Raw genomic sequence first — 25,638 nt, 5'->3', positions numbered from 1 at the left:
ATTCAAGCGATGCCGAACTCGCGGCGTCGCGGCTGACGAAAAAGGGATGAGATGAGGAAATCGATCAAGCTGGAATTATCGGAAGCCCAGCACATGGCGGCCGCAGCGTTGAAGAAGGCTGCGGAAATCGGTGTGCCCGAGACGGTTTGTATCGTGGACGATGGCGGCTACCCGATCGTCCTCGAACGGATGGATGGCGCGCGCGTTACCGGCCCGCAGATCGCATGGAACAAGGCTTTCACGGCGGCCGGCCACAAACGCTCAACGCACCTGTTCAATCAGATGCCGAACGGACCGGCGCTTCCCGGCAACGAGGCGTTCGGAATCCAGTGGAGCTTTGAAGGCAGATTCGCCGTGTTCGTCGGCGGCTTCCCGATCGTGGTCGACGACGAGGTGATCGGCGGGGTCGGGCTGAGTGGCGGCAATGGTGAGCAGGACACGCATTGCGGCGTCGCCGCGTTGCAGGCCCTTCAGGATCTCCTGGCCGGTCACCGCGTGCTGGTCGCAGCCGACATCAAGAAATGAGCGTCGATGCGGCGGGGAGGTCGCCTCCCGCCCGATACGGCCTCGAGGGCAGGCGAGCTAGGCAAGCCCGCCATCGACGCGAAAACACTGGCAGGTGATGCGCTGGCTGGCGTCCGAGGCGAGGTACAGCGCCATGTCGGCAATATCCTCTGGGGTCACTGCATCGGGAATGGCCTGGCGTGTGCGCATCTCGGCGATCTGTCGCTCGTCCGGATACCAGAGTTTTCGCTGACGCTCGGTGATCACCATCCCCGGCGCGATCGCGTTGACGCGGATGCGGTCGGCACCAAACCGGCGGCCGAGCGAGTTGGTGAAACCGACGATGGCAGCCTTCGCTGCGGCGTAGACCGGCAGTGCCGGTGCGCCGCGCATCCAGGCCACCGACGACATGTTGATGATCGAGCCGCCGCCGCGCGCCTGCATCTGCGGCACAACGGCCTGCGCGGCAAAGAAGACGTGCTTGAAATTGACGCCAATCATCCAGTCGAAGTCCGCCGGCGCGACGTCCGCCAGCACCTGGCGCTGGTCGTTGGCGGCGTTGTTGACGAGCACCGCGGCATCGCCGAGCGATGTGTGCACCTTTGCCAGTGCGGCGCGCAGCGCGTCGACGTCCAGGAGGTCGCAGGGCACGAACAGCGGAGCGGTGCTGGAACTCTTCGCCACTTCCTGCGCCAGTGCTTCGCCGGCTCGGGCGTCGATATCGAGGAAGGCGACGCGCGATCCCTGCGCGGCGAACGCGCGCACGAAAGCAGCGCCGATGCCGCTGGCGCCTCCGGTGATCAGCACCACGCGATCGGCGAGGCCGGCATAGGTCGTCTTTGTCATGCGATCAGTCGCTCCGTCTCGGGGTCGAACAGGCAAATGCGCCTGATATCGAGGGCGAAGGAGGCGGTCGTGCCTGGCGTCGGGCGGATGTCCGGCGAGATGCGCGCCTGCGCCGGCTCGCCGCCAAGCCGCAGCAGGACGATGGTCTCCGCGCCGGTAGGTTCGACCAACTCGACCGGTGCGGCGAGGATGACCGGAGGGCCCGCAGCAGCGGAGAACACCCGGTCTCCCTCGGCAATGCATTCCGGCCTGATGCCGAGGATGACTTCGTGGCCGACATAGGAGGCGGCTGCGTCGTAGCCTTGCAGGCGGAGACGAACCTCGTCTGGCCGGCCTGCGCCGATCTTCACCACAGGTCCGTCAGCGTCGGCCTCGAGCCTTGCCGGCATCGTGTTCATCGGCGGCGAGCCCATGAAGCGGGCGACGAACAGGTTGGCCGGGTAGCGGTAGACCGTATCCGGATCGGCGAATTGCTGTACTACGCCCCGATGCATCACCGCAATCCGGGTGGCCATCGTCATCGCCTCGATCTGGTCGTGGGTGACATAGACGATGGTGGCACCGATGCGCTGGTGCAGCCGCTTGATCTCCATCCGCATCTCGACACGCAGCTTGGCGTCGAGATTGGACAGCGGCTCGTCGAACAGGAACAGCAGGGGATCGCGCACCAAGGCGCGCCCCATCGCCACGCGCTGGCGCTGGCCGCCCGACAGTTGCGCCGGCTTGCGGCCGAGCAGCGGCTCGATCTGGAGCAATTTGGCGACATTCGCCACCGCCTTGTCCTGCTCGGCTTTGGGAACGTGGCGGCATTCCATGCCGAAAGTGATGTTCTGGCGCACCGTCATCGATGGATAGAGCGCGTAGGACTGGAACACCATGGCGATGTCGCGGTCCTTGGGCGGGACGTCGTTGACGACACGTCCGCCGATTTCCACGCTGCCTGCGCTGGGATGATCGAGCCCCGCGACGATGTTGAGCAGCGTGGACTTGCCGCAGCCGGATGGCCCGACCAGCACGGTGAATTCGCCGCTCTCGATATCGAGGTCGATGCCTTTCAGCACTTCCAGATTGGCGTAGCGCTTGGACAGAGCGCGAATGCTCAGTGCGGCCATGACATATCCATCATTTCACGGCCCCGGCAGTGAGGCCGCGTACGAAATACCTGCCGCCGAAGAGATAGATCAGCAGCGTAGGCAGGGCTGCGATGATCACCGCGGCGCTCTGCACGCCATGCTGCGGGATATCGGCGACCGCGGCGGATAGCGCGATCAGCGCGGCGGTGACCGGCTGCTGCTGACCGGTCGTGAATGTCACGCCATAGAGGAACTCGTTCCAGATGTGGGTGAATTGCCAGATCACCGTAACGACCAGGATCGGCGGCGAGAGCGGCAAGATGATGCGCCAGAAAATACGAAAGAACCCTGCGCCATCGATGCGCGCGGCCCGGATCAACTCCTGCGGGATGGCGACGTAGTAGTTACGGCAGAACAGAGTCGTGAAGGAGAGTCCCTGGATCGTGTGGATCACGACCAGGCCCGTGAGCGTGTTCATCAAGCCGGTGTCGCGCAGCACGATGGTCCACGGCAGCAGACGCATCTGCTGCGGAAGGAAAATGCCGAGCGTGACGACGCCATAAATCCAGTTGTCGCCGCGGAACCGCCAGAGCGACACCGCGTAACCTGCGACGGCGCCGAGCAGGGTGGAGAAGACCGTCGCGGGGATGGTCACGAGCGCGGAGTTGAGCATGTAGGGTCGGATGCCGGCGCACGTCTCGGCGACGCAGAACCCGCTCCAGGCGGCGGCATAATTGCTCCACGCCAGGTGCTGTGGCCAACCGATCATCGATCCCTGGGCGATCTCCTCGTTGGTGCGAAGCGAATTCAGAACGACAACGGCCAATGGCGCAAGCCAAGCGACTGCGATCAGCAAAACGATGAAGTAGATCAGAGTCCGGCCCGGTGCGAAGGTTCGCTCACGCATGGTTCGTCCGCCGCCGCTGGATGTAGCGCCACGCTGCATAGGGCAGCAACACCGCGAGAAGAATGAGCAACATGAGGACTGCCGCGGCAGCTCCCCGCCCGAGCAGGCTGCGCTGGAACATCAGGTCATAGACGACGAGGGCCGGCAGCTGGGTCGCTATGCCAGGACCGCCATTGGTGAGCGCACGGACGAGGTCAAACGTCGAGATCGCGAACTGCAACTGAATGACAATGACGGTGATGGTGATCGGCCAAAGCGTCGGCAGAATGACGCGCCGGTATATCCTGACAGGTCCGGCGCCGTCGATCTGCGCGGCCTTGATCAAGTCGGAGTCGACGGAGCGAAGGCCGGCGAGGAAGAGCGCCATCGCAAAGCCGGAAGATTGCCAGATCGCTGCGATGACGATCGTCCAAATGGCCATGTCGCGGTCGATCAGCCAGTCGAACCGGAAGGAGGTCCAACCGAGATCGTGGACCAGCTTCTCGATTCCAAGGCCGGGATTGAGGAGCCAGCTCCAGACCGTGCCGGTGACCACGAACGACACCGCCAGAGGATAGAGGAAAACGGATCTCAGCACGTTCTCGCCGCGAATGCGCTGATCGAGCAGGATGGCAAGGATGAGGCCGGCCGCCAGACTCAGCAACACGAAGGCGCTGCCAAACAGCAGCAGATTATCGAAGGCGATCTGCCAGTTCCGCGACGCCGCAACCGCGGAATAGTTGCGCAGACCCACCCAACCGGAAACCGGGACCAGGGTGGACGGTGTGAACGATATCCAGACCGTCCACAGCGAAAACGCAATCAGGTGCGCGGCGGACAACAGCAGCGGCACCCAGATCGTCAGATATTCGGGCAGCCGGCGTAGCACCTCGGAAGCCGCCGGCCGGCCCTGTCTCGTCGAGACGGCGAAGTTCAACGTGCGCTCTCGACGGCCTCGGCGAGGCGGGTCGCCGCTTGCTCCGGCTTGATCGTCTTGTTTTTCACAAACTCCGTGATCACATCGATCATGGCTGCAGTCATGCCGTTTTCCTGCGCCATGTTATGCGCAAGACTTAAGACGGCCTGGTTGCTGGCGATCGCGTCTTTCAGGGCTGCTGCGGTCGTCCGTTGACCGTCCGACCAGCCGTTGCCCGACAGATCGACGTCGGTGCGGACGGGAATCGACCCGGTGATCTGCGAATACATGGTCTGGATCGCCGGATCCATGACGAGCTGGGCCATCAGCGTCTGGCCGGCTTGCAGGTCCGCCTCCTTGCGCTGCCAGAAGATGAAGGCATCGGCATTCAGCAGGAAAACCGGCTTGCTGTTGTCGCTCGGGCCGGGCGCGATGGTGAAGTCTTCGAATTTGAAGCCGGCGTTGCGCAAGACGCCTTGCGCCCAGCCGCCCATGATCATCATGCCCATGTCGCCGTCGACGAAGCGCTTCAAATTGGTCGAAAAGTGCTGGGCGCCGACATTGGGATCCATCCAATCGGCGAGCTTGCGGACCTGCGCGAAAGCAGCCTTGATCTCGGGAGCCTTCAGCGCCTTCTCGTCGAGATTCATGATGGCCGCGCGATAGACGACGGGACTGATGCCCGCCAACGCGGCCTCGAACTTCTGCCCGTCATCGGGCCGCGTTCCGCCGTTGGCAACGGGATATGGGACGCCCCCCGCTTTCATCTTCTCGGCAAGGGCATTGAAGTCGGCCCAGGTGACCGGCGGCTTGTCGGCCTTGGCCTTGTCCATCGCGCGTTTGGAGAGAAACAGCATGTTGGTGCTGTAGATCTGCAGCGGCAGTGCGATCCACTTGCCCGCAGGCTTGTGCAGCTTCGCAAGGTCCGGCGCGACCACCTTCTCGTAGCCGGCTGCCGCGACGAGGGCGTCAAGATCGACGGTCGGGGCGATCTTCGACCAGGCTGCGATCTCGGGGCCCTTGAGTTGGGAGCAGGCCGGCGGATCGCCGGCGATGATCTGGGCGCGCAGTTTGTTCATCATCTCGGTGGTGAAGCCGGGGACGGGCGAGTGCTGCCAGACGCCGCCCTTCTCCTCGAATTTCTTGCCGAGCGCCGTGATCGCCGCCCCGTCGCTGCCTGCCGACCATTGCGAGATCACGGTCAGGCGCGGCTTGACTGCGCCTTGGGCGCGGACGAAGGCGGGCAGTGCGAGCGCGGCAGCAGATCCAGCGAGCAGACGGCGCCTCGTTGTTGTGATCGGCATGGCAAGTTCCTCCCGGGTGTGAACGTTTTGGCGCGAGAGCCGCGCAGGATTCAGACTAGGCCGCCTCCGTCGATGCGGCCGGCATGCCGCCGCTTCGGGTCAGACAGAACGCGGCGAAGGCGAGCGCTGCCTGCGGATCGTTGCCGTTCGAAGGCGGCACGAAGGCGAGCGACACTTGCGCCAGTTTCCTGCCACCGAGAAGACAGGCATCGATCCCGTCGATGACGGCCTTTCGGTCGTCTTCGGCGAGCAGCGATGGCCAGCCGCTGACGACGACGCCGCGGCAGGGCTTCACGTTCAGCGTGTTGCCGATGGAAAGGCCAAGCCTGAACAGCCGCTGGCGCAATTCCCGGCGCACGCGCGATGCGAGCGGGATTGTGGTCATCCACTCACTGCCGAGCCCTAGCAGCTCGGCTTCGGTGGTGCACAGAAGCTCGGCCAACGCCGGCAACGATGTATAGGCTTCGACGCAGCCGTGATGACCGCAGCGGCAACGCGGGCCGCCGGATTCGAACACCATATGGCCGAGCTCGACCGGCTGAAGCGCTTCGCCCTCGCTTGGATCATCCATCCAGGTCGCGGCGACGCCCTGGCCGACGAAGACGAACAGATGCGCATCGCTGAACGGATAATTGTCCGTGCGACAACGATGAAAGGTGGCGTGCGCCACCACCGAATTGGTGAAGGCGACCGGGACGTCCGTGAACATCTCGCCGAACATCTCGTCGATGCGTTCGACGTCACAGGGAATGATCGGGTTGCCTGACACGCTCAGCCGGCCGAGGCCCGGAATGGTGACACCGATCTGTGCGAGCCTGATGCGCCGCCGCCGCGTCCAGTCGCGCAGCAATGTCAGCGCTTGACGAAACACCCGGCCAACCGACTCGGGAGTCAGCTTTTTCGGCAGCGGCACACGCTCGCTGTAGTGCAGCTCGCCCGCAAGGCCGCCGACGCCCACGCTGAGGTGCTGGCTGCTCAGTTCGAGGCCCGCAAGCGCGATGCGACCATCCAGCGAGACGAGCCCCGTAGGGCCGCCGACGTAAGGGGCAGGGCGCCTGATTTCCTCGATCAGGCCTTCGGCTTTCAGGTCAAACAGGATGCGCGACAGGCTCGCTTCCGACAGGCGCACGGCTTTGGCCAGCGGCGGCCGGAACGAACCGCCCGACTGAAGCAGATAAGTCAAAATGGCAGCGCGCGTCTGCCGCCGACTTCTCGGCTGCTCCGGCATTTCCATCCCTGTCGTCATTCTTACTTAGTGTAAGAATTTGCGCGCGGAGCGTTTCAACTGTCAAGCGCTCGTCGGCGCGATATGTTGACTTGTTGTTGTGCGGGGCAACAAAGGGCATGGTCGATCTCAAGGTGGCGCAAACAAAAACGGCGCCATCGTGAGATGGCGCCGTCTTGAGAGCCGTTTGGGGCTTAAGACTTACTTGCGATCGTTGATCGGCACGTAGTCGCGGCGAGTGACGCCGGTGTAGAGCTGGCGCGGGCGGCCGATCTTCTGCTGCGGATCCTCGATCATCTCGCTCCACTGGCTGATCCAGCCGACGGTGCGCGCGACCGCGAACAGCACGGTGAACATCGAGACCGGGAAGCCCATCGCCTTCAGCGTGATGCCCGAATAGAAGTCGACGTTCGGGTAGAGCTTGCGATCGATGAAGTACTGGTCGCTCAGCGCGATCTTCTCGAGCTCCATCGCCACCTTCAGCATCGGATCGTCGCCATGACCCATCTCCTTGAGCACGGCGTGGCACATCTTCTGCATGATCTTGGCGCGCGGATCGTAGTTCTTGTAGACGCGGTGGCCGAAGCCCATCAGGCGGACTTCAGAGTTCTTGTCCTTCACCTTGGCGATGAACTCGGGGATCTTGTCGACCGTGCCGATCTGATAGAGCATGTTCAGCGCGGCCTCGTTGGCGCCGCCATGTGCAGGGCCCCAGAGGCAGGCGATGCCGGCCGCGATGCACGCGAACGGATTGGCGCCGGAGGAGCCGGCGATGCGCACCGTCGAGGTCGAGGCGTTCTGCTCGTGGTCTGCGTGCAGGATGAAGATCTTCTCCAGCGCATCCGCAAGCACCGGGCTGATCTTGTAATCCTCGCAGGGCACCGCGAAGCACATGTTGAGGAAATTCTCGGCGAAGCCGAGCGAGTTCTTCGGATACACGAAGGGCTGGCCAACGGTGTACTTGTAGGCCATCGCGGCCAGCGTCGGGATCTTCGCGATCATGCGCATGGAGGCGATCATGCGCTGCTTGGGATCATTGATGTCGGTCGAGTCGTGATAGAACGCGGCGAGCGCGCCGACGGCAGCCACCATGATCGCCATCGGATGGGCGTCGCGGCGGAAGCCCTGGAAGAAGCGAGCCATCTGCTCGTGCACCATCGTGTGATGGGTCACGCGGTAGTCGAAATCCTTCTTCTGGGCTGCGGTCGGCAGATTCCCGTACAGCAGCAGATAGCAGGTCTCCAGGAAGTCGCCGTGCTCGGCGAGCTGCTCGATCGGATAGCCGCGGTATTCCAGCACGCCCGCGTCACCATCGATATAGGTGATCTTGGATTGGCAGCTCGCGGTCGAGGTGAAGCCGGGATCGTAGGTGAACAGGCCGGACTGGCCGTAAAGCTTGCCGATATCCACGACATCGGGCCCGACGCTGCCGCTGAGGATCGGGAGATCGAAGTTCTTGTTTCCGACCGTCAGCGTTGCGGTCTTTGGGCTTTCTTTTGCGTCCATCAGAGGTCCCCGATGTATGGTGAAACGGGCCGGAGCCGGAGTCCCCCAGGGAGAAGTTGGGGCTGGCCGGATGTTCCAGAATGTATGGCAAGATGGGTATATTATTGCTGTGTGCGCTGCAAGATGGCCACTTGCATAGCCTACTTACGTCGTAGCCTGATCTTTAAGCCGGCCCAGGCTTTCCTGGCGTCCCAGCACGTCCAAAACCTCAAATATGCCAGGTGACGTCGTGCGTCCGGTCAGCGCCGCGCGCAAAGGCTGGGCGACCGCGCCGAGCTTGAGACTGTTTTCCTCGGCAAAGGCGCGTAGCGCGGCCTCCGTCGAGACGCCGCTCCAGGTCTCGACATTCTCCAGCGCGCAATGCAGCTGGCCGATCAGCTTGCGGTTCTCAGGCGTCAACAGCGCTGCCGCCTTGGGATCGAGCTGAAGCGGGCGGTCGGCGAAGATGAAATGGGCACCATCGATCAGCTCGAGCAGCGTCTTGGCGCGCTCTTTCAGGGCTGGCATGGCCTTGAGGAGCTGGGCGCGCGTGGTGTCGTTTAATTTGGCCTTAATCTCGTCGCGGGCGGACACGACGTGATCCAGCACGTCCTCGAACATCTTCACGAGCGATTGATCGTCGGCGTGGCGGATGTAGTGGCCGTTGAGGTTTTCCAGCTTGGCGAAATCGAAGCGGGCGGCAGCGCGGCCGACGCTGGCGAGGTCGAACGCGGCGATCATCTCCTCGGTCGAGAAGATCTCCTGGTCGCCATGGCTCCAGCCGAGCCGGACGAGGTAGTTGCGGAGCGCAGCCGGGAGGTATCCCATGGCGCGGTAGGCATCGACGCCGAGCGCGCCGTGCCGCTTGGAGAGCTTGGAGCCATCAGGTCCGTGGATCAGGGGGATGTGGGACATGCTCGGCAGCGCCCAGCCCATGGCATCATAGATCTGCTTCTGGCGCGCGGCGTTGATCAGATGATCGTCGCCGCGGATCACGTGGGTGACGCCCATGTCGTGGTCGTCCACGACCACCGCGAGCATATAAGTCGGATTGCCGTCGCCGCGCAGAAGCACGAGATCGTCGAGGTTCTCGTTCTGCCAGACCACGCGGCCCTGGACCAGGTCCTCGATCACGGTCTCGCCGGTTTGCGGCGCGCGCAGCCGGATCGTCGGCTTGACGTCAGACGGGGCGGTGGCGGGATCGCGGTCGCGCCACATGCCGTCATAGAGGCGGGTGCGCCCTTCCGCGCGCGCCTTCTCGCGCATCGTGGCGAGCTCCTCGGCGGTGGCGTAGCAGCGATAGGCCTTGCCATCGGCGAGCAGTTGCTCGGCCACTTCCCGGTGACGGGCGGCGCGGCTGAACTGGTAGATCACCTCGCCATCCCAGCTGAGCTCCAGCCATTTCAGCCCGTCGAGAATGGCGCCGATCGCGGCCTCGGTGGAGCGCTCACGGTCGGTGTCCTCGATCCGCAGCAGCATCTTGCCGCCATGCTTCTTCGCATAGAGCCAGTTGAACAGCGCGGTGCGGGCGCCTCCGATATGGAGGAAGCCGGTCGGAGAGGGCGCAAAGCGCGTGACGACGGAATCGGTCATTCTTGGCAGGGCCTATGCATTGGAAGCGGTGGTGTATAGCAGGAACGGGACATAACTAAAGCCCGGCGGCGGACGGCTTGAGGCCTTGCTTAGACCCTTGCTTAGCTCTTGGCGCGGCCACGCGAATTTGGCAGAAGAACCGCTGATTTCCCTACAGGATTTTAGGATGAGCACAGAACCGGTGGCGACTGAGGTTGGGCGCGATTTCATTCGTGACATCATCCAGACCGATCTCGATCAGGGCAAGTACAAGCAGATCGTGACCCGGTTCCCGCCGGAGCCGAATGGCTACCTGCATATCGGCCATGCCAAGTCGATCGCGCTCAATTTCGGCATCGCCCAGGAATTTCCGGGCCGCTGCCACCTGCGCTTCGACGACACCAACCCGGTCAAGGAAGAGCAGGAATATATCGATTCCATCCAGGCCGACGTGCACTGGCTCGGCTATGACTGGGGCACGAACCTGTTCTACGCCTCGGACTATTTCGACCGTCTGTATGAATGGGCGGAGAAGCTGATCCGCGACGGGCTCGCTTATGTTGACGATCAGTCTCAGGAAGAGATCCGCACTTCGCGCGGCACGCTGACCGAGCCAGGCAAGAACTCGCCGTTCCGCGACCGCAGCGTGGATGAAAATCTTGACCTGTTCCGCCGCATGAAATCAGGTGAATTCCCGAACGGCGCGCGCGTGCTGCGGGCCAAGATCGACATGTCCGCGGGCAACATCAATCTGCGCGATCCCGTGCTCTATCGTATCCTGCATGCGCACCATCCGCGCACCGGCACCAAGTGGAGCATCTATCCCAGCTACGATTACGCCCACGGCCAGTCGGACGCGATTGAAGGCATCACCCATTCGATCTGCACGCTGGAGTTCGAGGACCACCGGCCGCTCTACGACTGGTTCATCGAGAAGCTCCCGGTGCCGTCCAAGCCGCATCAGTACGAGATGGCGCGGCTCAATTTGACTTACACGCTGCTGTCCAAGCGCGTGCTGACCCAGCTCGTTCGCGACGGCCATGTCGCGGGCTGGGACGATCCGCGCATGCCGACCATTGCGGGGATGCGCCGCCGCGGCGTGCCGCCGGCTGCCTTGCGCGAATTCGTCAGGCGCATCGGCGTCGCCAAGGCCAACAGTGTCGTCGACGTCGGCATGCTCGAGTTCTGCATCCGCGAGGAGCTGAACCGCACGGCGCAGCGCCGCATGGCGGTCTTGAAGCCGCTCAAGGTCGTGATCGAGAACTATCCGGAAGGGCAGAGCGAGGAGCTAGAGGCGATCAACCATCCCGACGATCCCTCCGCCGGCACGCGCAGGATCACGTTCGGCCGCGAACTCTACATCGAGCAGGACGATTTCATGGAGAACCCGCCCAAGAAGTTCTTCCGCCTGTCGCCCGGCAACGAAGTGCGGCTGCGCTATGCCTATTTCGTCAAGTGCACCGGCGTGATCAAGGACGACAAGGGCGAGGTGGTGGAGCTGCGATGCACCTACGATCCCGCGACCAAGGGCGGGAACGCGCCCGACGGCCGCAAGGTCAAGGCGACCATGCACTGGCTGCCGGCGGCGAATTCGGTGCCCGCGGAGATCCGCATCTACAACCAGCTGTTCGCCAACCCGAGCCCCGATGCCTCGAACTTCGCGGCCGACCTCAATCCGAACTCGCTGGAGATCCTCTCCGATGCGCGTGTCGAGGCCTCGGTGGCGGAGAGCAATTCGACCGAGCCGATGCAGTTCGAGCGTCAGGGGTATTTCGTGCGCGACAAGGACTCGACGCCCGGAAAGCCGGTGTTCTCGCGGACCATCGGCCTGCGCGACACGTTCGCGAAGGAAGTCGCCAAAGGTTGAGGGGCGACGTTGAGGAACGATCATGAGCGGTGAAGCCGACGCCATCGCTTCCGCGATCATCGCGAAATGGTGCGCCGGCTTCGCGACGCTCGACGCCGCTGCGCTGTCCTCGCTCTATTCAAGGAACGCGTTTTTCTTCGGCTCGAATCCGCGACTCTATCGGGGCAGGGCTGGTGTCGCCGACTACTTCAACGGCTTGCCGCGCTGGCGCAAACCCGGCGCTGCGTTTTCCGAGGTGCAAGCGGGACACGCGGGGCCGGACCTCATCAACATGGGCGCAACCATCACGTTCGACTTCGGCGGAGAGCGTCCCGATCTCACTGTCAAGATGAGCTGGGTTCTCATGCGCGAGGATGGCGACTGGAAGATCGTCAATCACCACGCATCCGCGAAGGAACCGCTGGTCTGACACTTGGGCGGCACACGCCATCGTCATCCCCGTGAGAGAACGAACGCGCCTCCGCTGCGTTGGGGTGAATCCCCAACAAGGATAACCATCCATGCAGAAAATCGCAGAGCATATGGACGTCATCGGCGCCGACGGCGTTCATGTCGGCACCGTCGATCGCGTCGAGGGCAACCGCATCAAGCTGACCAGGAAGGACAGCGGCGAGGGCAGTCACAGGGGGCACCACCATTTCATCGACAAGGGCCTGGTCGCCGCTGTCGAGGGGAACAAGGTCCGGCTGTCGGCCAAGGCGGATGTGGCCGTGACGATGGAAGAGGAAAAGTAGGGCAGAGGTCCGTCGTTCCCGATCTGTACCGCTATTCGACCGCCTGCACGTTCCGGTAGTCTCTGCGCCCGTCGCGTATCGCAGGGTTGCTAGGAAATGGCGGAGCCGGGCCGGCCAATGCGCTCCCAGGGTCTAGCTGGGACTTGGCCGACGGGCCGGACGACATCGGCCGGCGGGTTCGTGCCTGCAGGCTTAGGCGTCTGGCCCGCGATCGTCGGGACGCTGCAGGAATGGGCCAAGGCTGAAGCAGGCGCCGGGCGGCTGTTCCCGTGGGTTCCTATCGCTTTCGGCTGCGGCATCGCGCTCTACTTTGCCGCCGATCAGGAGCCGGTGCTGTGGGTCGCCGCCACAACGGCAATGGCGCTGACGCTTGGTGCAATCCTGTTGCGGCGAAGCCGGCTGTTTGCACCCGCCATCATGATCGCAGCAGTCGCAGCCGGCTTTGCCATGGCGACCTGGAAGACGGCGCGCATCGGGCACACGGTCCTCGCAAAGCCGCTCTATTCGGTGTCGCTGTCGGGCTTCGTCGAGACCCGCGACATCCGCGAACGCACTGACCGTTTCGTGCTGCGCGTCACCACGATGGAGGCGCAGCGCAGCGACGTGAAGCTCGATCGCGTCCGCCTCTCCGTGCGCAAGGGGACGGCGCCCGATGTCGGCAGCTTCGTGCGGTTGAAGGCGCGGCTGATGCCGCCGCTCGCGCCGCTGCGGCCCGGCAGCTATGATTTCTCGCGCGACATGTTCTTCCAGGGCATCGGCGCGTCCGGTTTTGCGATGGGCGCGATCACCGTGTCCTCGCCTCCCGATGCCGGCGGCTGGCAGCTGCGTTATTCCGCTTTCATGCAGGGCCTGCGCGATGCGATCGACGCGCGTATCCGCGCCACGCTCGATGGTGACAATCGGGCGATCGCGACTGCGCTCTTGACCGGTCGCCGCGATGCGATCACCACGCCCGTCAACGATGCGATGTTCATCTCCGGGCTGGGCCACGTCCTCTCGATCTCCGGTTACCATATGGCCGTGGTCGCCGGCGTCGTCTTCTTCGCGGTTCGCGCGCTGCTTGCGCTGATCCCGGGCCTGGCGGTCAGCTTTCCGATCAAGAAATGGTCCGCCGCTGCGGCGCTTGTCGCGTCCGCATTCTATTTGCTGCTGTCTGGCGCGGAGGTGGCAACCCAGAGGTCGTTCTTCATGACCGCGGTGGTCTTGCTCGCGGTGATGGTCGATCGGCGTGCCATCACCTTCCGGACATTGGCGGTAGCGGCGCTGATCGTGCTCGCGATCGCGCCCGAAGCGCTGGTGCATCCGAGTTTTCAAATGTCGTTCGCGGCGACGCTCGGGCTGGTCGCGCTGGTGCAGATCGGCATGCCGAACCTGCTTGCCTCGCCCGATCATTCGACGACTGCACGGATCGCATTGTGGGGTGGCCGCGAGATCGCGATGCTGTTCATGGCCTCGATGATCGCGGGGCTCGCGACGACGCCTTATGCCGCCTTCCACTTCCACCGCGTCACGCCCTACGGCGTGCTCGCGAATCTCGGCGCGATGCCGGTGGTCTCGGCGTTGGTGATGCCGGCCGGGCTACTGGGATTGCTCGCCGCGCCGTTCGGGCTCGACGGTGTGTTCTGGTGGTTGATGGGCATTGGCATCGACTGGATGATTGTGGTCACGCGCTGGGTGGCGGCATTGCCAGGGGCGATCGGTCACGTCGGCGCCTTCGGCACCGCGCCGCTTGTCGCGGCGAGCATGGGGCTCGTCCTGATGGGCCTGCTACGCACGCCGCTGCGCTGGTCGGGCGCGATCGTGCTTGCGGCGGCAACGATCTGGGGTTTGTCGGTCCGCCAACCCGATATTCTCATTGCCGGTGACGGCAAGAACGTCGCGGTGCGGGGCAGGGGCGGCCAGCTGCATGTGATCAGGACGAACAAGGACGCTTTCCTGCTCAGGGAGTGGCTCGCCGCGGATGCCGACCCTCGCGATCCCGGCAGTGCCGCCCTCAGTGAGGGGGTGTCGTGCGACGAATCCGGTTGCGTGGCGCCGCTCGCCGATGGCCGCATGATTGCGCTGGCGCTGCACGTCGAGGCGCTGGCCGACGATTGCAATCGGGCCGTGCTGGTGGTGACATCAAGGCCTGCGCCGCCGGATTGCGCCGCGATGGTGGTCGATCGACCGCGTCTCGCACGTCAGGGCGCGCTGGCGCTGACGCGGCGTGGTGACGGTTTTGCGATTCAGTCGGTGAAGGCGAGGGGCGCAAGCCGCCCCTGGTCGCCGGCGGCAGCCGGCGAAGGAGATTTCGAACTGACCCTCATGCCACGGTCGGTGGTCCCACGCTCGCGGGATGCAACCCCGTCGGAGGCCGACCTTCAGGCCGAGGACTAAGGCATGATCCGTAAAGGTCTGTCGCGGTTTTCCGGCGCGACAAACGCGAAACGGGTTCGCCCTGAGATCACGCCAAATACAACGATCAGCCGATCGGCAGGCGCGGGGCCGTCGGACGACTGTCAGCGATGATCTGCGGCTTCTGCTCGCGCTCGCCGAGAGGCTGGGTCACGGGCAGTTGCAGCACGGTTGCGCGCTGGCCTTCGACGAGCTGGGTCACCAAGACATATTTGCCATCGGGAAATTCGATCGCGTCGTGATGACGATCGGGAACGTGCGGATCGATCTTGCCGAACTTGCCGACGCGAGAGTTGACGGTGCGCGTCCAGATCCACCTGTTGTCGTAGCGGACGTTATCGGCGAAGGCGAGCTCCGTTCCCGGCAGCAGGCAGACCGCAACGGACATGTCGGCTTCGGAGGCGAAGCCGCGCGTCGAGGTGCCGCGGAACGTTGTCGTGACGATCGTCTCGCCAACTTCTGCGGGACGCGTCGCGACGGCATGCAGGCTATAGTCACACATCGGGTGCTCCTCTATCAGGATAGCAACCCGCGCCTCTGTCCTGGAGGCACGGGCCTCTATCAGAGTGAAGCCTTCGAGCGTCTGCTTGGTTGTAGGCAAATCTGCGGCTTGGGTCCGCAGGCCAAAATCACAATATCTTTCCCGGATTCACTAGGAACAAAGCCTGCTCCGGCGCATTTGGTAGACCTTCTGCGTCAGCGTCCGGCCGGCGCCGACCAGCCTGAATATTGCCAGACCGGCTGCTGGACGGCGTTAAGGGCGTTGCGGGATCGATCGCTCGTCGCCTGCTGCGCCGTGCGGGCATGGTGATGCGGCCGGGCAGCAAGAACCTGCGACGTTGACGCGGCGATCAGCGTGATCGTGACGGCGCTCAAGATGATCTTGCGCATGGTTCTCTCCTCGGTCTCTCAAGGGCCTTTGAAGCGACGCGTGCTTCGTTGTAGCCCGCCGGTGATCTAGCGTCGGAGAGGTGGCCGGATAATCCATGCAAAACCAGAAAGACTATCCAGCCGAAGCGGACAATCGTCCGCTCCATCAGTTGATCGTGCGTGAACGTCTGGAGCGCTTCGCGCTCTGGTCTTCTATTGAAGCATGATCTCCCCGCAAACGCGTTCCGCGTTTATCACGAGGGAAAACCGCTGTGCGCTCTTCCGGGATGCTCAGTACTTCCGGTACAGCCCGATCAGCTTGCCCTGGATCTTCACCCGGTTGGGCGGGAGGATGCGAACCTCATAGGCGGCATTCGCCGGCTCCAGGGCGATCGAGGCGCCGCGGCGGCGGAAGCGCTTCAAGGTGGCTTCCTCGTCGTCGATCAGGGCGACCACGATATCGCCGGTGTCGCAGCTCTCGTTGCGTTGGATCAGCGCCATGTCGCCGTCGAGAATGCCGGCGTCGACCATCGAGTCGCCGCGTACTTCCAGCGCGTAGTGCTCGCCAGCGCCGAGCATGTCCGGCGGCACGCTGATGGTGTGGCTGCGGGTCTGCAACGCCTCGATCGGCGTACCAGCCGCGATTCGGCCCATCACCGGCACCGCGACGGGGCGCTCGCCCTCGTCGGCGGGCGAGCTCAAGCTCGTGCGCACCTTGCCGAGATTGCCCTCGATCACGCTCGGGGTGAAGCCGCGGCGGTTGCCGGCGGCGGCCTGGAGCTCGGGCAGCTTGATCACTTCGATCGCGCGGGCGCGATTGGGCAGGCGGCGAATGAAGCCGCGCTCCTCGAGCGCAGTGATTAGGCGATGGATGCCCGACTTCGAGCGCAGATCGAGCGCGTCCTTCATCTCGTCGAAGGAGGGCGGCACGCCGCTTTCCTTCAGCCGTTCGCTGATGAACCGCAGGAGCTCGTATTGTTTGCGCGTTAACATCTCGACCAAAATCCCCCTGACGATGCCGTTCGATTCCGAGACGCTGAACTCAGCGATAAGCCGCTACATGCTCGAAACAAATCATGAACGGACACTATATGTTCGATACATGTTCCGCAACTGCTTAATTTACCGTGAACGTGACAAAGTTCGCGGAACGCATGCGAACGAAGCGATCAGACGGGCAGCCGCAGCACCTCGCAAGGCGCCCCCGCTTCGGCCTTCGGCGCGAACGGTGGGCGCACGAGAAGTGCCTGTGCCGCAGCGAGATTCGCAAGCAGCGAGGAGTCCTGATGATTGACGGGCAGGGCGATGAGCGTGCCATCCTCACGCATATCGAGGCGCGCGCGGAGGTAATCCTCGCGCTGGTCGTTGGCGCCGACAGCGCGCCCGAGCACCGCGCGTTCGCGACGGTGATGAACCGCCGAACGGCCCGAGAGCGCGCGAATCAGCGGCACCATGAACAGGAAGCCGCACACGTAGGATGACACGGGATTGCCAGGCAGGCCGATCACGCGCATGGGCCCGAGCTGACCGTTCATCATCGGCTTGCCCGGCCGCATCGCGATCTTCCAGAACGCCATCGAGGTGCCTTCCTCCCGGAGCGCCTGCTGCACCAGATCGTGGTCGCCGACCGAGGCGCCTCCGGTCGTGATCAGGATGTCGGCGCCGGATTCGCGCGCCCGGCGGATGCCTGCGGTGGTGGCATCGAGCGTGTCGGCGGCGACGCCGAGATCGACGGTGTCGGCCCCCTCGCTGCGGGCGAGCGCGTGCAGGGCATAGCCGTTGGAGTAGACGATCTGGCCATGTCCGGGCGTGGAGCCCGGCATCACCAGTTCGTCGCCGGTTGCGAGAATCGCGACCTTCGGACGGCGGCGAACCGGTAGACGCGGGTGGTTCATGCCGGCTGCGAGCGCGAGGCCCCGATCGGTCAGTCTGGTCCCTTGAGGGAGCAGCACGTCGCCTTCGCGAAAATCGATGCCTGCGGGACGGATGTGCCGGCCGCGAATCGCAGCCTCTTTGATCCTGACGCACTTGCCGTCTGTGACCGTGTCTTCCTGGATCACCACGGCGTCCGCGCCATCGGGAACGACGCCACCGGTGAAGATTCGTACCGTTTCGCCCGCGCCGACGGTACCTGCAAAGGGCCGGCCGGCCGCGACCTCTCCGATGACCGTGAGCTGCGCGTCGACCCTTGCTGCGTCTGCCGCGCGGACGGCATAGCCATCCATTGCCGACATGGCCTGCGGCGGTTGCGTCCGCCGCGCCGCGACATCGCGCGCAAGCACGCGATGGAAGGCCTCATCAAGGGCGATCATCTCCTCCGGCAGAGGCTCCGCACCGGCAAGCACCGCGGCAAGCGCATCGGAAACCGGCATGAGGGCCACGGGTGAAAACTCCTGCTACGCCCGCTTGGGCAAATCGGCGGCGAGAGTTCTAGCCGAGTGCAAGAGCAGAGGCAAAACGGGGGCGCTCAGTATGATTTATCCTGCGTCATCCGTGCGGCGACGAAGGCGATCCATCACGTCCGCCGCGGCATGATCCGGAAGGCCACACAGACCGGCGCGAGAATGGTCATCGCAGGCACGAGAAGGATGAGCGCCCTGGCCAGCATCTGTCAGGTTCCAGGCAGCCCGTCCGGACTGACGTCGGGCGGTTGAGGGCCCTGATCCTTGTCGGGCATCGGATCGGCCTGCGCCTTCAAATCGGCAGCCTTGCTGATCAGCTTTGCGGAAAGCTCAGAATCCGAGGTGGTTCTGGCGAATTTCATCAGCAGGGAGGCCTGCTTGGTGAGGTAGGTTTTGCCCAACACGTCCATAAGTCCGATGTAGAATGCCCAACCGAGTGATGAGTCCGGACGCGGGCGTTCGTTCCCCGGAACTCTGTACAAAAATGCACAAAGTGAGTTGGTTCCATATCTTCAGCCAAATAGCTCGCCGAAGGCTGCCGGCTGGAGGAGCAATCGTGGGATCAAATCCCCAGCGCGATGAACGCGTTGGCGACATCCTGCGACGAGGTCACGTGGACCACGGTCAGGCCGCGGGAGCGGGCGCCTTCGATGTTCTCGGCGAGGTCATCGAAGAACACGATCCGCTTTGCCGGCACGCCGATTGCGGCGACGACATGGTCGAAGGCCTCTGCATCGGGCTTTCGCAGGCCGATGCTGGAGGACAGATACAGCTCGCGGAAATGGCCGAGCAGATCGGCATATTCCTTCGAGAAATAGTCCACATGCGGGCGGTTGGTGTTGGAGAACGCATAGAGCGGCATCCGTTTCGCGGCGCGCGGCAGCAGCTCCGCGATGTCGGGCATCTCGCCGGCGAAGATCGCATTCCACCCCTCGAGGAATTGCGCATCCGAAATGCTGATGCCGAGGGATGCGCGCAGCGAGGCGAAATAGTCCTCGTCGCTGAGCTTGCCGACCTCATGCAGCCGGTAGGCCTCGCTGTCGCGTGCATAACGCGCGACAATGGCTTCGGGCTCGCACCCGGCATGTCCCGCCCAGCAGGCGATTGCCTTGGAAAAATCGATGTCGAGCACCACGCGCCCGAGATCGAACAGAAGCGCATCCGCGCTACCGGGAGAAAGCGAGGTCATTGCGTCCTTCTCTCGTCAGTACCGATAGGGTTCGTGGTCGAACAGCGGGAACGCGCTGAACACGCTCGGTGCGTTGGTTGCAGCGGCCGGGTGCAGGCAGGATTTGTTGACCTCGGCGAAGGTGGTGGCGCCCAACAGGCCGAGGCAGCGCAGCACCTCGTCCTCCAGCAGTTCCAGCATCCGCGTTACGCCGGTTTCGCCGGCGGCGGCCAGCGCCCAGCACTGCAGCCGGCCAATGCCGACAAGGTCGGCGCCCGCCGCAATCGCCTTGACGATGTCGGTGCCGCGGCAGATGCCGCCATCGACCATGATCTTGGCGCGGCCCTTCACGGCGTCCACGATCTCGGGCAGCACATGCATGGCGCCGCGGCCGTGATCAAGCTGGCGTCCGCCGTGGTTGGAAACATAGATCCACTCGACGCCGTGGTCGATCGCGAGCTGCGCGTCCTCGGCAGTGGCGATCCCCTTGAGGATCAGCGGGATCTTGAACCTGTCCTTGATCATCTTCACGGTCCGCCATTCCAGACCTTTCTGATAATCGCCACCGGTAGCGCGCAGGCGACTCTCGCGAACGTAGCGCTTGGCAATGTCGCGCTCACGACGGCTGTAATGGGCGGTGTCGACGGTCAGGCAGAAGGCAGCATAGTTGGCCTTCTCGGCGCGGCTGACGACGTCGGCAACGAATGCATCATCGCCGCGGACATAGAGCTGATACATGCGCAGCGCATCGGGGGCGGCTTCGGCGGTCTTTTCCAGGCCGGGCTCGGAGACCGAGCTTAGCATGTGCGACGCCCCGAAAGCGCCGGCGGCGCGTGCGACGCTCGCCGCACCATGCGGGTCGAAGATTTCCAGTGCGCCGACGGGCGCCAGCACCACGGGCAGGCGCATCTTGCGGCCGAACTCCTCGACCGAGCCGTCGACCCTGCGCACGTCACGCAGCACACGCGGGCGGAAAGCGATCTCGTCCAGCGCCATGCGGTTGCGGCGCATCGTGGTCTCGGTCTCGGCCGCGCCGACGATGTAGTCCCAGGCATTCTGGTTGAGGTTGGAACGCGCCTTCCGGAGGAATTCGTGCAAGTTCTGGAACGGCTCGTTGCTGGCGCCGAGCTCGATGTTCCGTTCCGGCCGGAGTGCTTCGTTCATGTTGTCCTCCCGAGAATTTGAAGCCTTATTCCATCGCCTATCCGGTTCGGCCCTCCAAAACCATCCTAAAATCGCATAGCTGCGAGACGTGGCTCGGCGGACCGATCCTGCTCCCCGGGGCCGGTGTTCCGGACGTTGTCAAATGTTCAGGTTCAGGGCGAAGGGATTTCGACCGGACACGCGCCCGCGTGGCGGCCGGCCTTGAAGAAACCAGAATGATATTGTGAGAACCGGGCTGGATCGCCATTTGCATGGCGGCTGCCAAGCCTCAAAAGAACCCGCTAAGCGAAAAGGCCACCCATTCCATGCGGAAAACCCTGCTGTTCCCCCTAGGCGCGCTCGCCGGAGCATGCCTGACCCTTCTCGTATCCGGTCCGCAGGGCGGACTATGGGCGGCACGGGCGGCGGCCGGTACGGACGGTGCCTATTCCCAGCTCAACCTGTTCGGCGAGGTTTTCGAGCGGGTGAAGGCGAGCTATGTCGAGAAGCCCGATAATTCCAAGCTGATCGAAGGCGCGATCACGGGCATGGTGACCTCGCTCGACCCGCATTCGCGCTACATGAACGCCAAGGCCTGGACCGAGATGCAGGAGACCACCTCCGGTGAGTTCGGCGGTCTTGGCATTGAGGTCACGATGGAAGACGGCCTCGTCAAGGTCGTCTCGCCGATCGACGACACTCCGGCGTCGAAGGCCGGCATCATGTCCGGCGACCTCATCAGCAAGATCGACGGCGATGCGGTGCAGGGCATGACCCTCGAGCAAGCCGTCAACAAGATGAAGGGGCCGGTCGATACCCAGACCAAGCTCACCATCGTGCGCAAGGGCGCCGACGCCCCGCTCGATGTCGCGATCAAGCGCGAGATCATCCATGTCCGCCCGGTGCGTTTCCACGTCGAGAACGGCGACATCGGCTACATCCGCATCACCTCCTTCAACGAGCAGACCACCGACGGCCTGAAGAAGGCGATTGCCTCGATCTCCAAGGACGTCCCGCAGGAGAAGCTCGTCGGCTACGTGGTGGACCTTCGCAACAATCCGGGCGGCCTGCTCGACCAGGCCGTGTCGGTGTCGAGCGCGTTCCTGCAGCGCGGCGAGGTCGTCTCGACCCGCGGCCGCAATCCGGAAGAGACTCAGCGCTTTACCGCGCATGGCGGCGATCTCATCAAGGGCAAGCCGCTGGTTGTCCTGATCAATGGCGGCTCGGCCTCGGCCTCGGAAATCGTGTCCGGCGCCCTGCATGACCACAAGCGCGCGACCCTGATCGGCACGCGCACCTTCGGCAAGGGCTCGGTGCAGACCATCATTCCGCTCGGCGCCGGCAACGGCGCGCTGGCACTGACCACCGCGCGCTACTACACGCCGTCGGGCCGTTCGATCCAGGCCCAGGGCATCGCGCCCGATATCGAGATCCTCCAGGACGTCCCGGCCGAGCTGAAGGGCCGCGTCGACACCATGGCGGAGTCGCAGATGCGCGGTCATCTGCAGGCCGCCGACGGCAAGGAGCAAACCGGATCGCAATCTTACGTTCCGCCGGAAGAGAAGGACGACAAGGCCCTGCACGCGGCCTACGACTTCCTGCACGGCGTCACCGTCAATGCGGCGGCCGTGAAGCCGGCGCCGAAGACGACGGTGCCGAACTAGAGATTGCCGCCTCGCTGCATCGATCGCCCGGGAGTGGATGACCACTCCCGGGCGAATTCGTTTCAGGAGAGCAGCACCAAAGGTGCCATCTCCTGCGACATCCTAACCCGCCTCGCGGCGCCGGCCTTCGCTGCCACCACGCTGGGCGAGGCGGCTGCGATGCAGCGCGAACAGCTCCAGCACCTTGTCGGCCGGCTTTGCGGCGCTGAACAGATAGCCCTGCATTTCGGTGCAGCCGAGCGTGCGCAACAGTCGCTGCTGCTCCTCGGTCTCGACCCCTTCGGCCGTGGTCGCCATGCGGCGGGCGCTGGCGAGACTCACCACGGCCTGCACGATGCTGGCGGAGCCGTCGGGGCCGGCGATGTCGCCGACGAAGCAGCGGTCGATCTTGATCTTGTCGAACGGGAAGCGGTGCAGGTAGCTCAGCGAGGAGTAGCCGGTGCCGAAATCGTCGAGTGCGATGCGGACGCCGATGGCGCGGAGCTGGTGCAGGATCGCAAGGGCGGCGTCGTCGTCGCGGATCAGCACGGCCTCGGTGATCTCGAGCTCAAGCCGGCTCGCCGGCAGGTTGGACGCGGCCAGCGCCGCCATGATCTTCAGCGCCAGCGTGCCGCTCTTGAACTGCACCGGCGAGACGTTGACGGCGAGGCGGATGTCGTCGGGCCAGCCGGCCGCGTCGCGGCAGGCGGTCGTCAGCACCCATTCGCCGATCTCGTTGATCAGCCCGGTATCCTCCGCGATCGGGATGAACTCGGCGGGCGAAACCATGCCGCGCTCGGGATGGCGCCAGCGCACCAGCGCCTCGCAACCGGTGATGCGGTCGTCCTTGAGGCTCAAGCAAGGCTGGTAAAAGACTTCGAGCCCGCCAGAAGCGATGGCGTGGCGAAGATCGATTTCCAGCTGGCGCCGCTCGCGCACCTTGGCGTCCATCTCCGGTTCGAAGAAGCGATAGGTGCGACGGCCGGCGGATTTGGCCGCGTACATCGCCATGTCCGCATTCTTCAGGATTTGGTCCAGCGCGGTGCCGTGTCCCGGCGCCAGCGCGATGCCGATGCTGGCATCGGTGGTGAGGTGATGGCCCATGCAGTCGAACGGTGCGCGGATCGCCGCGAAGACGCGTGCGACGAGCTCGCTGACCTGGTCCTGTGAGGGCACGGCGCTCTGCACGATCGCGAATTCGTCGCCACCGAGCCGCGCCACGAAGTCGGTAGGGCCTGCGCACTTGCGAAGGCTCTCCGCCACGGATTTCAACAGCTCGTCGCCGACGAGATGGCCCAGCGCGTCGTTGACGCCCTTGAATTCATCGATGTCGATGTAGTGCACCGCGAGCTCTTCGCCGTCGGCGATGGCTGCGAGCTCCCCGCGCAGATGTTCGTGGAACATGGTGCGATTCGGCAGGTCCGTCAGGGAGTCGAAATGGGCGAGGTGGGTGATACGCTCCTCGATGCGGCGGCGCTCGGTGATATCCTCATGGGTCGCCACCCAGCCACCATCGGCGAGCGGCTCGTTGACGATTTGGATCGAGCGGCCGTCGGCGGTGTCGATGACCATCGAGTTGCGGACGTGAATGTCACGCAGCACGAGGGTGACATACTTGTCGACCTCGCCCGTGAACGAGCCGGTTTCCTTTCGGTGCGCGATGATGTCGCGGAAGCTGCAGCCCGGCTTCACGACCTCGGGCGACAGCCCGTACATCTCGATATAGCGCTGGTTGCACACCACGAGCCGCTGCGAGGCGTCGAACAGCAGCAGGCCCTGGGTCATGTTGTTGACGGCGCGGTCGAGGCGCTGCTTCTCCAGCGTCAGCCGCTCCCGTGACATGCGGTGCTGCTCGAGGAGCTTGCGCACGATCGCAATCAGAACGCCGGCGATGGCGAGTGCGGAGGCGCCGGCGACAGAGATCAGGATGCCGATCTGCTCGCGCCAGTCCGCCAGGGCCGCCGCGCGCGTGGTCGTGGCCATCATCAGGATCGGGAAGTGGGGCAGGGCACGCGCTGAGATCAGCCGGTCTTCGCCGTCGACGGGACTGACAAAGCGGCCGGCAAAGTGGTCGAGGCCGAAAACCTTCTGTTGGTCGAACGAGCCGGTCTTGAAGTTCCGTCCCATCAATTCACTGGAATGGGGATAACGGGCGAGCAGCGTGCCGTCCCGGTGCAGCATCGAGATCGTCCCGCCTTCGCCGAGCACCACCGAGGCGAAGAATTTCTCGAACCCGGCGGGCTCGATGCCACGTCCGACGACGCCGATGAATTCGCCGTTCGGACCGACGATCTTGCGCACGATCAGGATCGTCCATTGGCCGGAGATCCGGCTATGAAGCGGCTCAATCAGGACCTCGGGCGCGTGAGGGTCGTATTTGAACGTACGAAAATAGGCGCGATCGGCAACGTTCACTTTCGGAGACGGCCATGCCGTCGACGAATTGATCACGTTGCCTTCGTCGTCGATGACGTTGACGCCGCCGATATAGGGCAGCGCCTCGATCTTCGAGCGCAGCATCCGGTGAGTGTCTTCGCCGGAGAGGCGTTTGCGATAATCCTTGGCATCGGTGACGCCGATTGTCTGCACGTGATCGACGAAATCCCTCTGGATAACGGCGAAATCCTGCAATTGCTGATCGAAATGATGGGCGAGCAGCAGAACGGTGTTTTCCAACTCGCGGGCGGAGTTGCGCAGCGCGCGCTCACGAAAATTCTGCGCCATCAGCACCGCGCCGACGGCGATGGCCGCGATCAGGAGTGTGCCGCCCACCACGAGCCAGCGGATCGGTCCGCTGCGCACGAAGGCGTGGTCAAGCAGGCGACTGCCGTATCTCGTCATCATCTCGATGGTTGCCGTGCACACGCCAGGGTCAATTCGCGATCTCCGTCACATCCGTCGGTTTACGGGATCGATATGGAGGCGGCGTTAGGAAGCACGGTTAATGCGACATGAACCGCAACGCGCAAATGCAATCGACGTGCATGGCAATAGGCGGGCGACGTCAATCATCGCCGTCGTGAACGGCCCGGGCGGCAGACCCAACACCAAGTTCGAATCGATCAGCGCGGCGCTGACGTCACGGCGAGATCATGCCCGGTAGTGGCCAGACTTGCCGCCCAGCTTTTCGATGAGGTGGATGCCCTCGATGCGCACGCCGCGCTCCACCGCCTTGATCATGTCGTAAATGGTGAGGCAGGCGACCGAGACCGCCGTCAGCGCCTCCATCTCGACGCCGGTGGGTCCGGTCACCTTGACGCTGGCGCGGACGATGCAACCCGGCAGCTTCGTATCGGGCTCGATGTCGACCGTGACTTTCGAGAGTGCCAGCGGATGACAGAGCGGGATCAGCTCCGAGGTGCGTTTGGCTGCCATGATTCCGGCGATGCGCGCGGTGCCAAGCACGTCGCCCTTCTTGGCGTTGCCCGACACGATCAGGTCGAGCGTCGCCTTCTCCATGATGACGCGGCCTTCGGCGACGGCGAGCCGCTCGGTTGCGGCCTTGTCCGAGACGTCGACCATTCGCGCCTCGCCGGAGGCGCCGATATGGGTGAGGGCAGGGCTGGCCTTGCTCGAAGGCTGGGCCTTTGCGGGCTTGCGCGCCAT

23 protein-coding genes are annotated in these 25,638 nt (G+C 64.1%); 6 read left to right on the top strand and 17 right to left on the bottom strand.

From position 1 onward, the window contains the following. Positions 1–51: 51 nt before the first annotated feature. Positions 52–525, top strand: a complete 474-nt coding sequence (locus tag XH88_RS38925; protein ID WP_271673442.1) for a GlcG/HbpS family heme-binding protein — start codon at positions 52–54, stop codon at positions 523–525. Positions 526–582: 57 nt separating this feature from the next. Here the strand turns inward: XH88_RS38925 and XH88_RS38920 are convergent, their stop codons facing one another. From XH88_RS38920 to gltX, 8 genes are all read right to left on the bottom strand, one after another. Continuing rightward, entirely contained in the window at positions 583–1,350 is a 768-nt protein-coding gene (locus XH88_RS38920) for an SDR family NAD(P)-dependent oxidoreductase (protein ID WP_271673441.1), read from the bottom strand. After that, a complete protein-coding gene (locus XH88_RS38915; protein ID WP_271673440.1) occupies positions 1,347–2,462 on the bottom strand; it encodes an ABC transporter ATP-binding protein in 1,116 nt (371 codons plus the stop codon). Before XH88_RS38915 ends, XH88_RS38920 begins: the two co-directional genes overlap by 4 nt. 10 nt (positions 2,463–2,472) lie before the next feature. Further along, positions 2,473–3,330: a carbohydrate ABC transporter permease gene (locus XH88_RS38910; RefSeq protein ID WP_271673439.1), complete on the bottom strand. Its 858-nt coding sequence runs from the start codon at positions 3,328–3,330 to the stop codon at positions 2,473–2,475. Next, the gene (locus tag XH88_RS38905) at positions 3,323–4,246 is read right to left on the bottom strand and encodes a carbohydrate ABC transporter permease (protein WP_271673438.1); all 924 of its coding nucleotides are present in this window, start codon (positions 4,244–4,246) and stop codon (positions 3,323–3,325) included. The genes XH88_RS38910 and XH88_RS38905 overlap by 8 nt, the downstream gene beginning before the upstream one ends. After that, the gene (locus XH88_RS38900; RefSeq protein WP_271673437.1) at positions 4,243–5,529 is read right to left on the bottom strand and encodes an ABC transporter substrate-binding protein; all 1,287 of its coding nucleotides are present in this window, start codon (positions 5,527–5,529) and stop codon (positions 4,243–4,245) included. The genes XH88_RS38905 and XH88_RS38900 overlap by 4 nt, the downstream gene beginning before the upstream one ends. Before the next feature lie 55 nt (positions 5,530–5,584). Then, complete coding sequence (locus tag XH88_RS38895; RefSeq protein WP_271673470.1) at positions 5,585–6,763, bottom strand: ROK family transcriptional regulator; 1,179 nt, start codon at positions 6,761–6,763, stop codon at positions 5,585–5,587. Positions 6,764–6,955: 192 nt separating this feature from the next. Then, a complete protein-coding gene (gltA, locus tag XH88_RS38890; protein ID WP_271673436.1) occupies positions 6,956–8,260 on the bottom strand; it encodes a citrate synthase in 1,305 nt (434 codons plus the stop codon). Positions 8,261–8,404: 144 nt separating this feature from the next. Next, entirely contained in the window at positions 8,405–9,832 is a 1,428-nt protein-coding gene (gene gltX, locus XH88_RS38885) for a glutamate--tRNA ligase (RefSeq protein ID WP_271673435.1), read from the bottom strand. Between the two features lie 166 nt (positions 9,833–9,998). Here gltX and XH88_RS38880 point away from each other — a divergent pair, with 166 nt between their 5' ends. The 4 genes from XH88_RS38880 (at position 9,999) to XH88_RS38865 (ending at position 14,788) form a co-directional block, all read left to right on the top strand. Continuing rightward, entirely contained in the window at positions 9,999–11,678 is a 1,680-nt protein-coding gene (locus XH88_RS38880; RefSeq protein WP_271673434.1) for a glutamine--tRNA ligase/YqeY domain fusion protein, read from the top strand. 22 nt (positions 11,679–11,700) lie between these two features. Next, positions 11,701–12,087: a YybH family protein gene (locus XH88_RS38875; protein WP_271673433.1), complete on the top strand. Its 387-nt coding sequence runs from the start codon at positions 11,701–11,703 to the stop codon at positions 12,085–12,087. Between the two features lie 91 nt (positions 12,088–12,178). Then, the gene (locus tag XH88_RS38870; protein WP_271673432.1) at positions 12,179–12,412 is read left to right on the top strand and encodes a DUF2171 domain-containing protein; all 234 of its coding nucleotides are present in this window, start codon (positions 12,179–12,181) and stop codon (positions 12,410–12,412) included. A gap of 96 nt (positions 12,413–12,508) precedes the next feature. After that, positions 12,509–14,788, top strand: coding sequence for a ComEC/Rec2 family competence protein (locus XH88_RS38865; protein WP_271673431.1), 2,280 nt, complete (start codon positions 12,509–12,511; stop codon positions 14,786–14,788). A gap of 85 nt (positions 14,789–14,873) precedes the next feature. Here XH88_RS38865 and XH88_RS38860 read toward each other — a convergent pair whose 3' ends face one another. The 7 genes from XH88_RS38860 to XH88_RS38830 all read right to left on the bottom strand — a co-directional run bounded on the left by XH88_RS38860 (position 14,874) and on the right by XH88_RS38830 (position 20,410). Next, positions 14,874–15,308 carry a hypothetical protein gene (locus XH88_RS38860; protein WP_271673430.1) on the bottom strand — a complete coding sequence of 145 codons (435 nt, stop codon included), beginning with the start codon at positions 15,306–15,308 and terminating at the stop codon, positions 14,874–14,876. 194 nt (positions 15,309–15,502) lie between these two features. Further along, positions 15,503–15,697, bottom strand: a complete 195-nt coding sequence (locus XH88_RS38855) for a hypothetical protein (protein ID WP_271673429.1) — start codon at positions 15,695–15,697, stop codon at positions 15,503–15,505. A 270-nt stretch (positions 15,698–15,967) separates the two neighbouring features. After that, positions 15,968–16,669 (bottom strand): transcriptional repressor LexA, encoded by a 702-nt coding sequence (gene lexA, locus XH88_RS38850; protein WP_271673428.1) that lies wholly within the window; start codon positions 16,667–16,669, stop codon positions 15,968–15,970. 176 nt (positions 16,670–16,845) lie between these two features. Beyond that, positions 16,846–18,057, bottom strand: a complete 1,212-nt coding sequence (locus tag XH88_RS38845; RefSeq protein ID WP_271673427.1) for a molybdopterin molybdotransferase MoeA — start codon at positions 18,055–18,057, stop codon at positions 16,846–16,848. Positions 18,058–18,287: 230 nt separating this feature from the next. After that, entirely contained in the window at positions 18,288–18,482 is a 195-nt protein-coding gene (locus XH88_RS38840) for a hypothetical protein (protein ID WP_271673426.1), read from the bottom strand. Positions 18,483–18,640: 158 nt separating this feature from the next. After that, a complete protein-coding gene (locus tag XH88_RS38835) occupies positions 18,641–19,267 on the bottom strand; it encodes an HAD family hydrolase (protein ID WP_271673425.1) in 627 nt (208 codons plus the stop codon). Between the two features lie 15 nt (positions 19,268–19,282). Continuing rightward, positions 19,283–20,410 (bottom strand): alpha-hydroxy acid oxidase, encoded by a 1,128-nt coding sequence (locus tag XH88_RS38830; protein ID WP_271673424.1) that lies wholly within the window; start codon positions 20,408–20,410, stop codon positions 19,283–19,285. Positions 20,411–20,715: 305 nt separating this feature from the next. Here XH88_RS38830 and XH88_RS38825 point away from each other — a divergent pair, with 305 nt between their 5' ends. Next, entirely contained in the window at positions 20,716–22,053 is a 1,338-nt protein-coding gene (locus XH88_RS38825) for a S41 family peptidase (RefSeq protein ID WP_271673423.1), read from the top strand. Positions 22,054–22,155: 102 nt separating this feature from the next. On the opposite strand, the gene XH88_RS38820 is transcribed toward XH88_RS38825, so the two are convergent. Together XH88_RS38820 and moaC are read right to left on the bottom strand one after the other, a co-directional pair. After that, positions 22,156–24,876, bottom strand: coding sequence for a bifunctional diguanylate cyclase/phosphodiesterase (locus tag XH88_RS38820; protein WP_271673469.1), 2,721 nt, complete (start codon positions 24,874–24,876; stop codon positions 22,156–22,158). Between the two features lie 246 nt (positions 24,877–25,122). Next, positions 25,123–25,638 carry a cyclic pyranopterin monophosphate synthase MoaC gene (gene moaC, locus XH88_RS38815; RefSeq protein WP_271673422.1) on the bottom strand — a complete coding sequence of 172 codons (516 nt, stop codon included), beginning with the start codon at positions 25,636–25,638 and terminating at the stop codon, positions 25,123–25,125.

The sequence above is a fragment of the Bradyrhizobium sp. CCBAU 51627 genome, from assembly GCF_028128765.1.
Taxonomy (GTDB): Bacteria; Pseudomonadota; Alphaproteobacteria; order Rhizobiales; family Xanthobacteraceae; genus Bradyrhizobium.
Note: the sequence above shows the minus strand (reverse complement) of the source record. Positions and strands in the feature narration are given on the sequence as shown.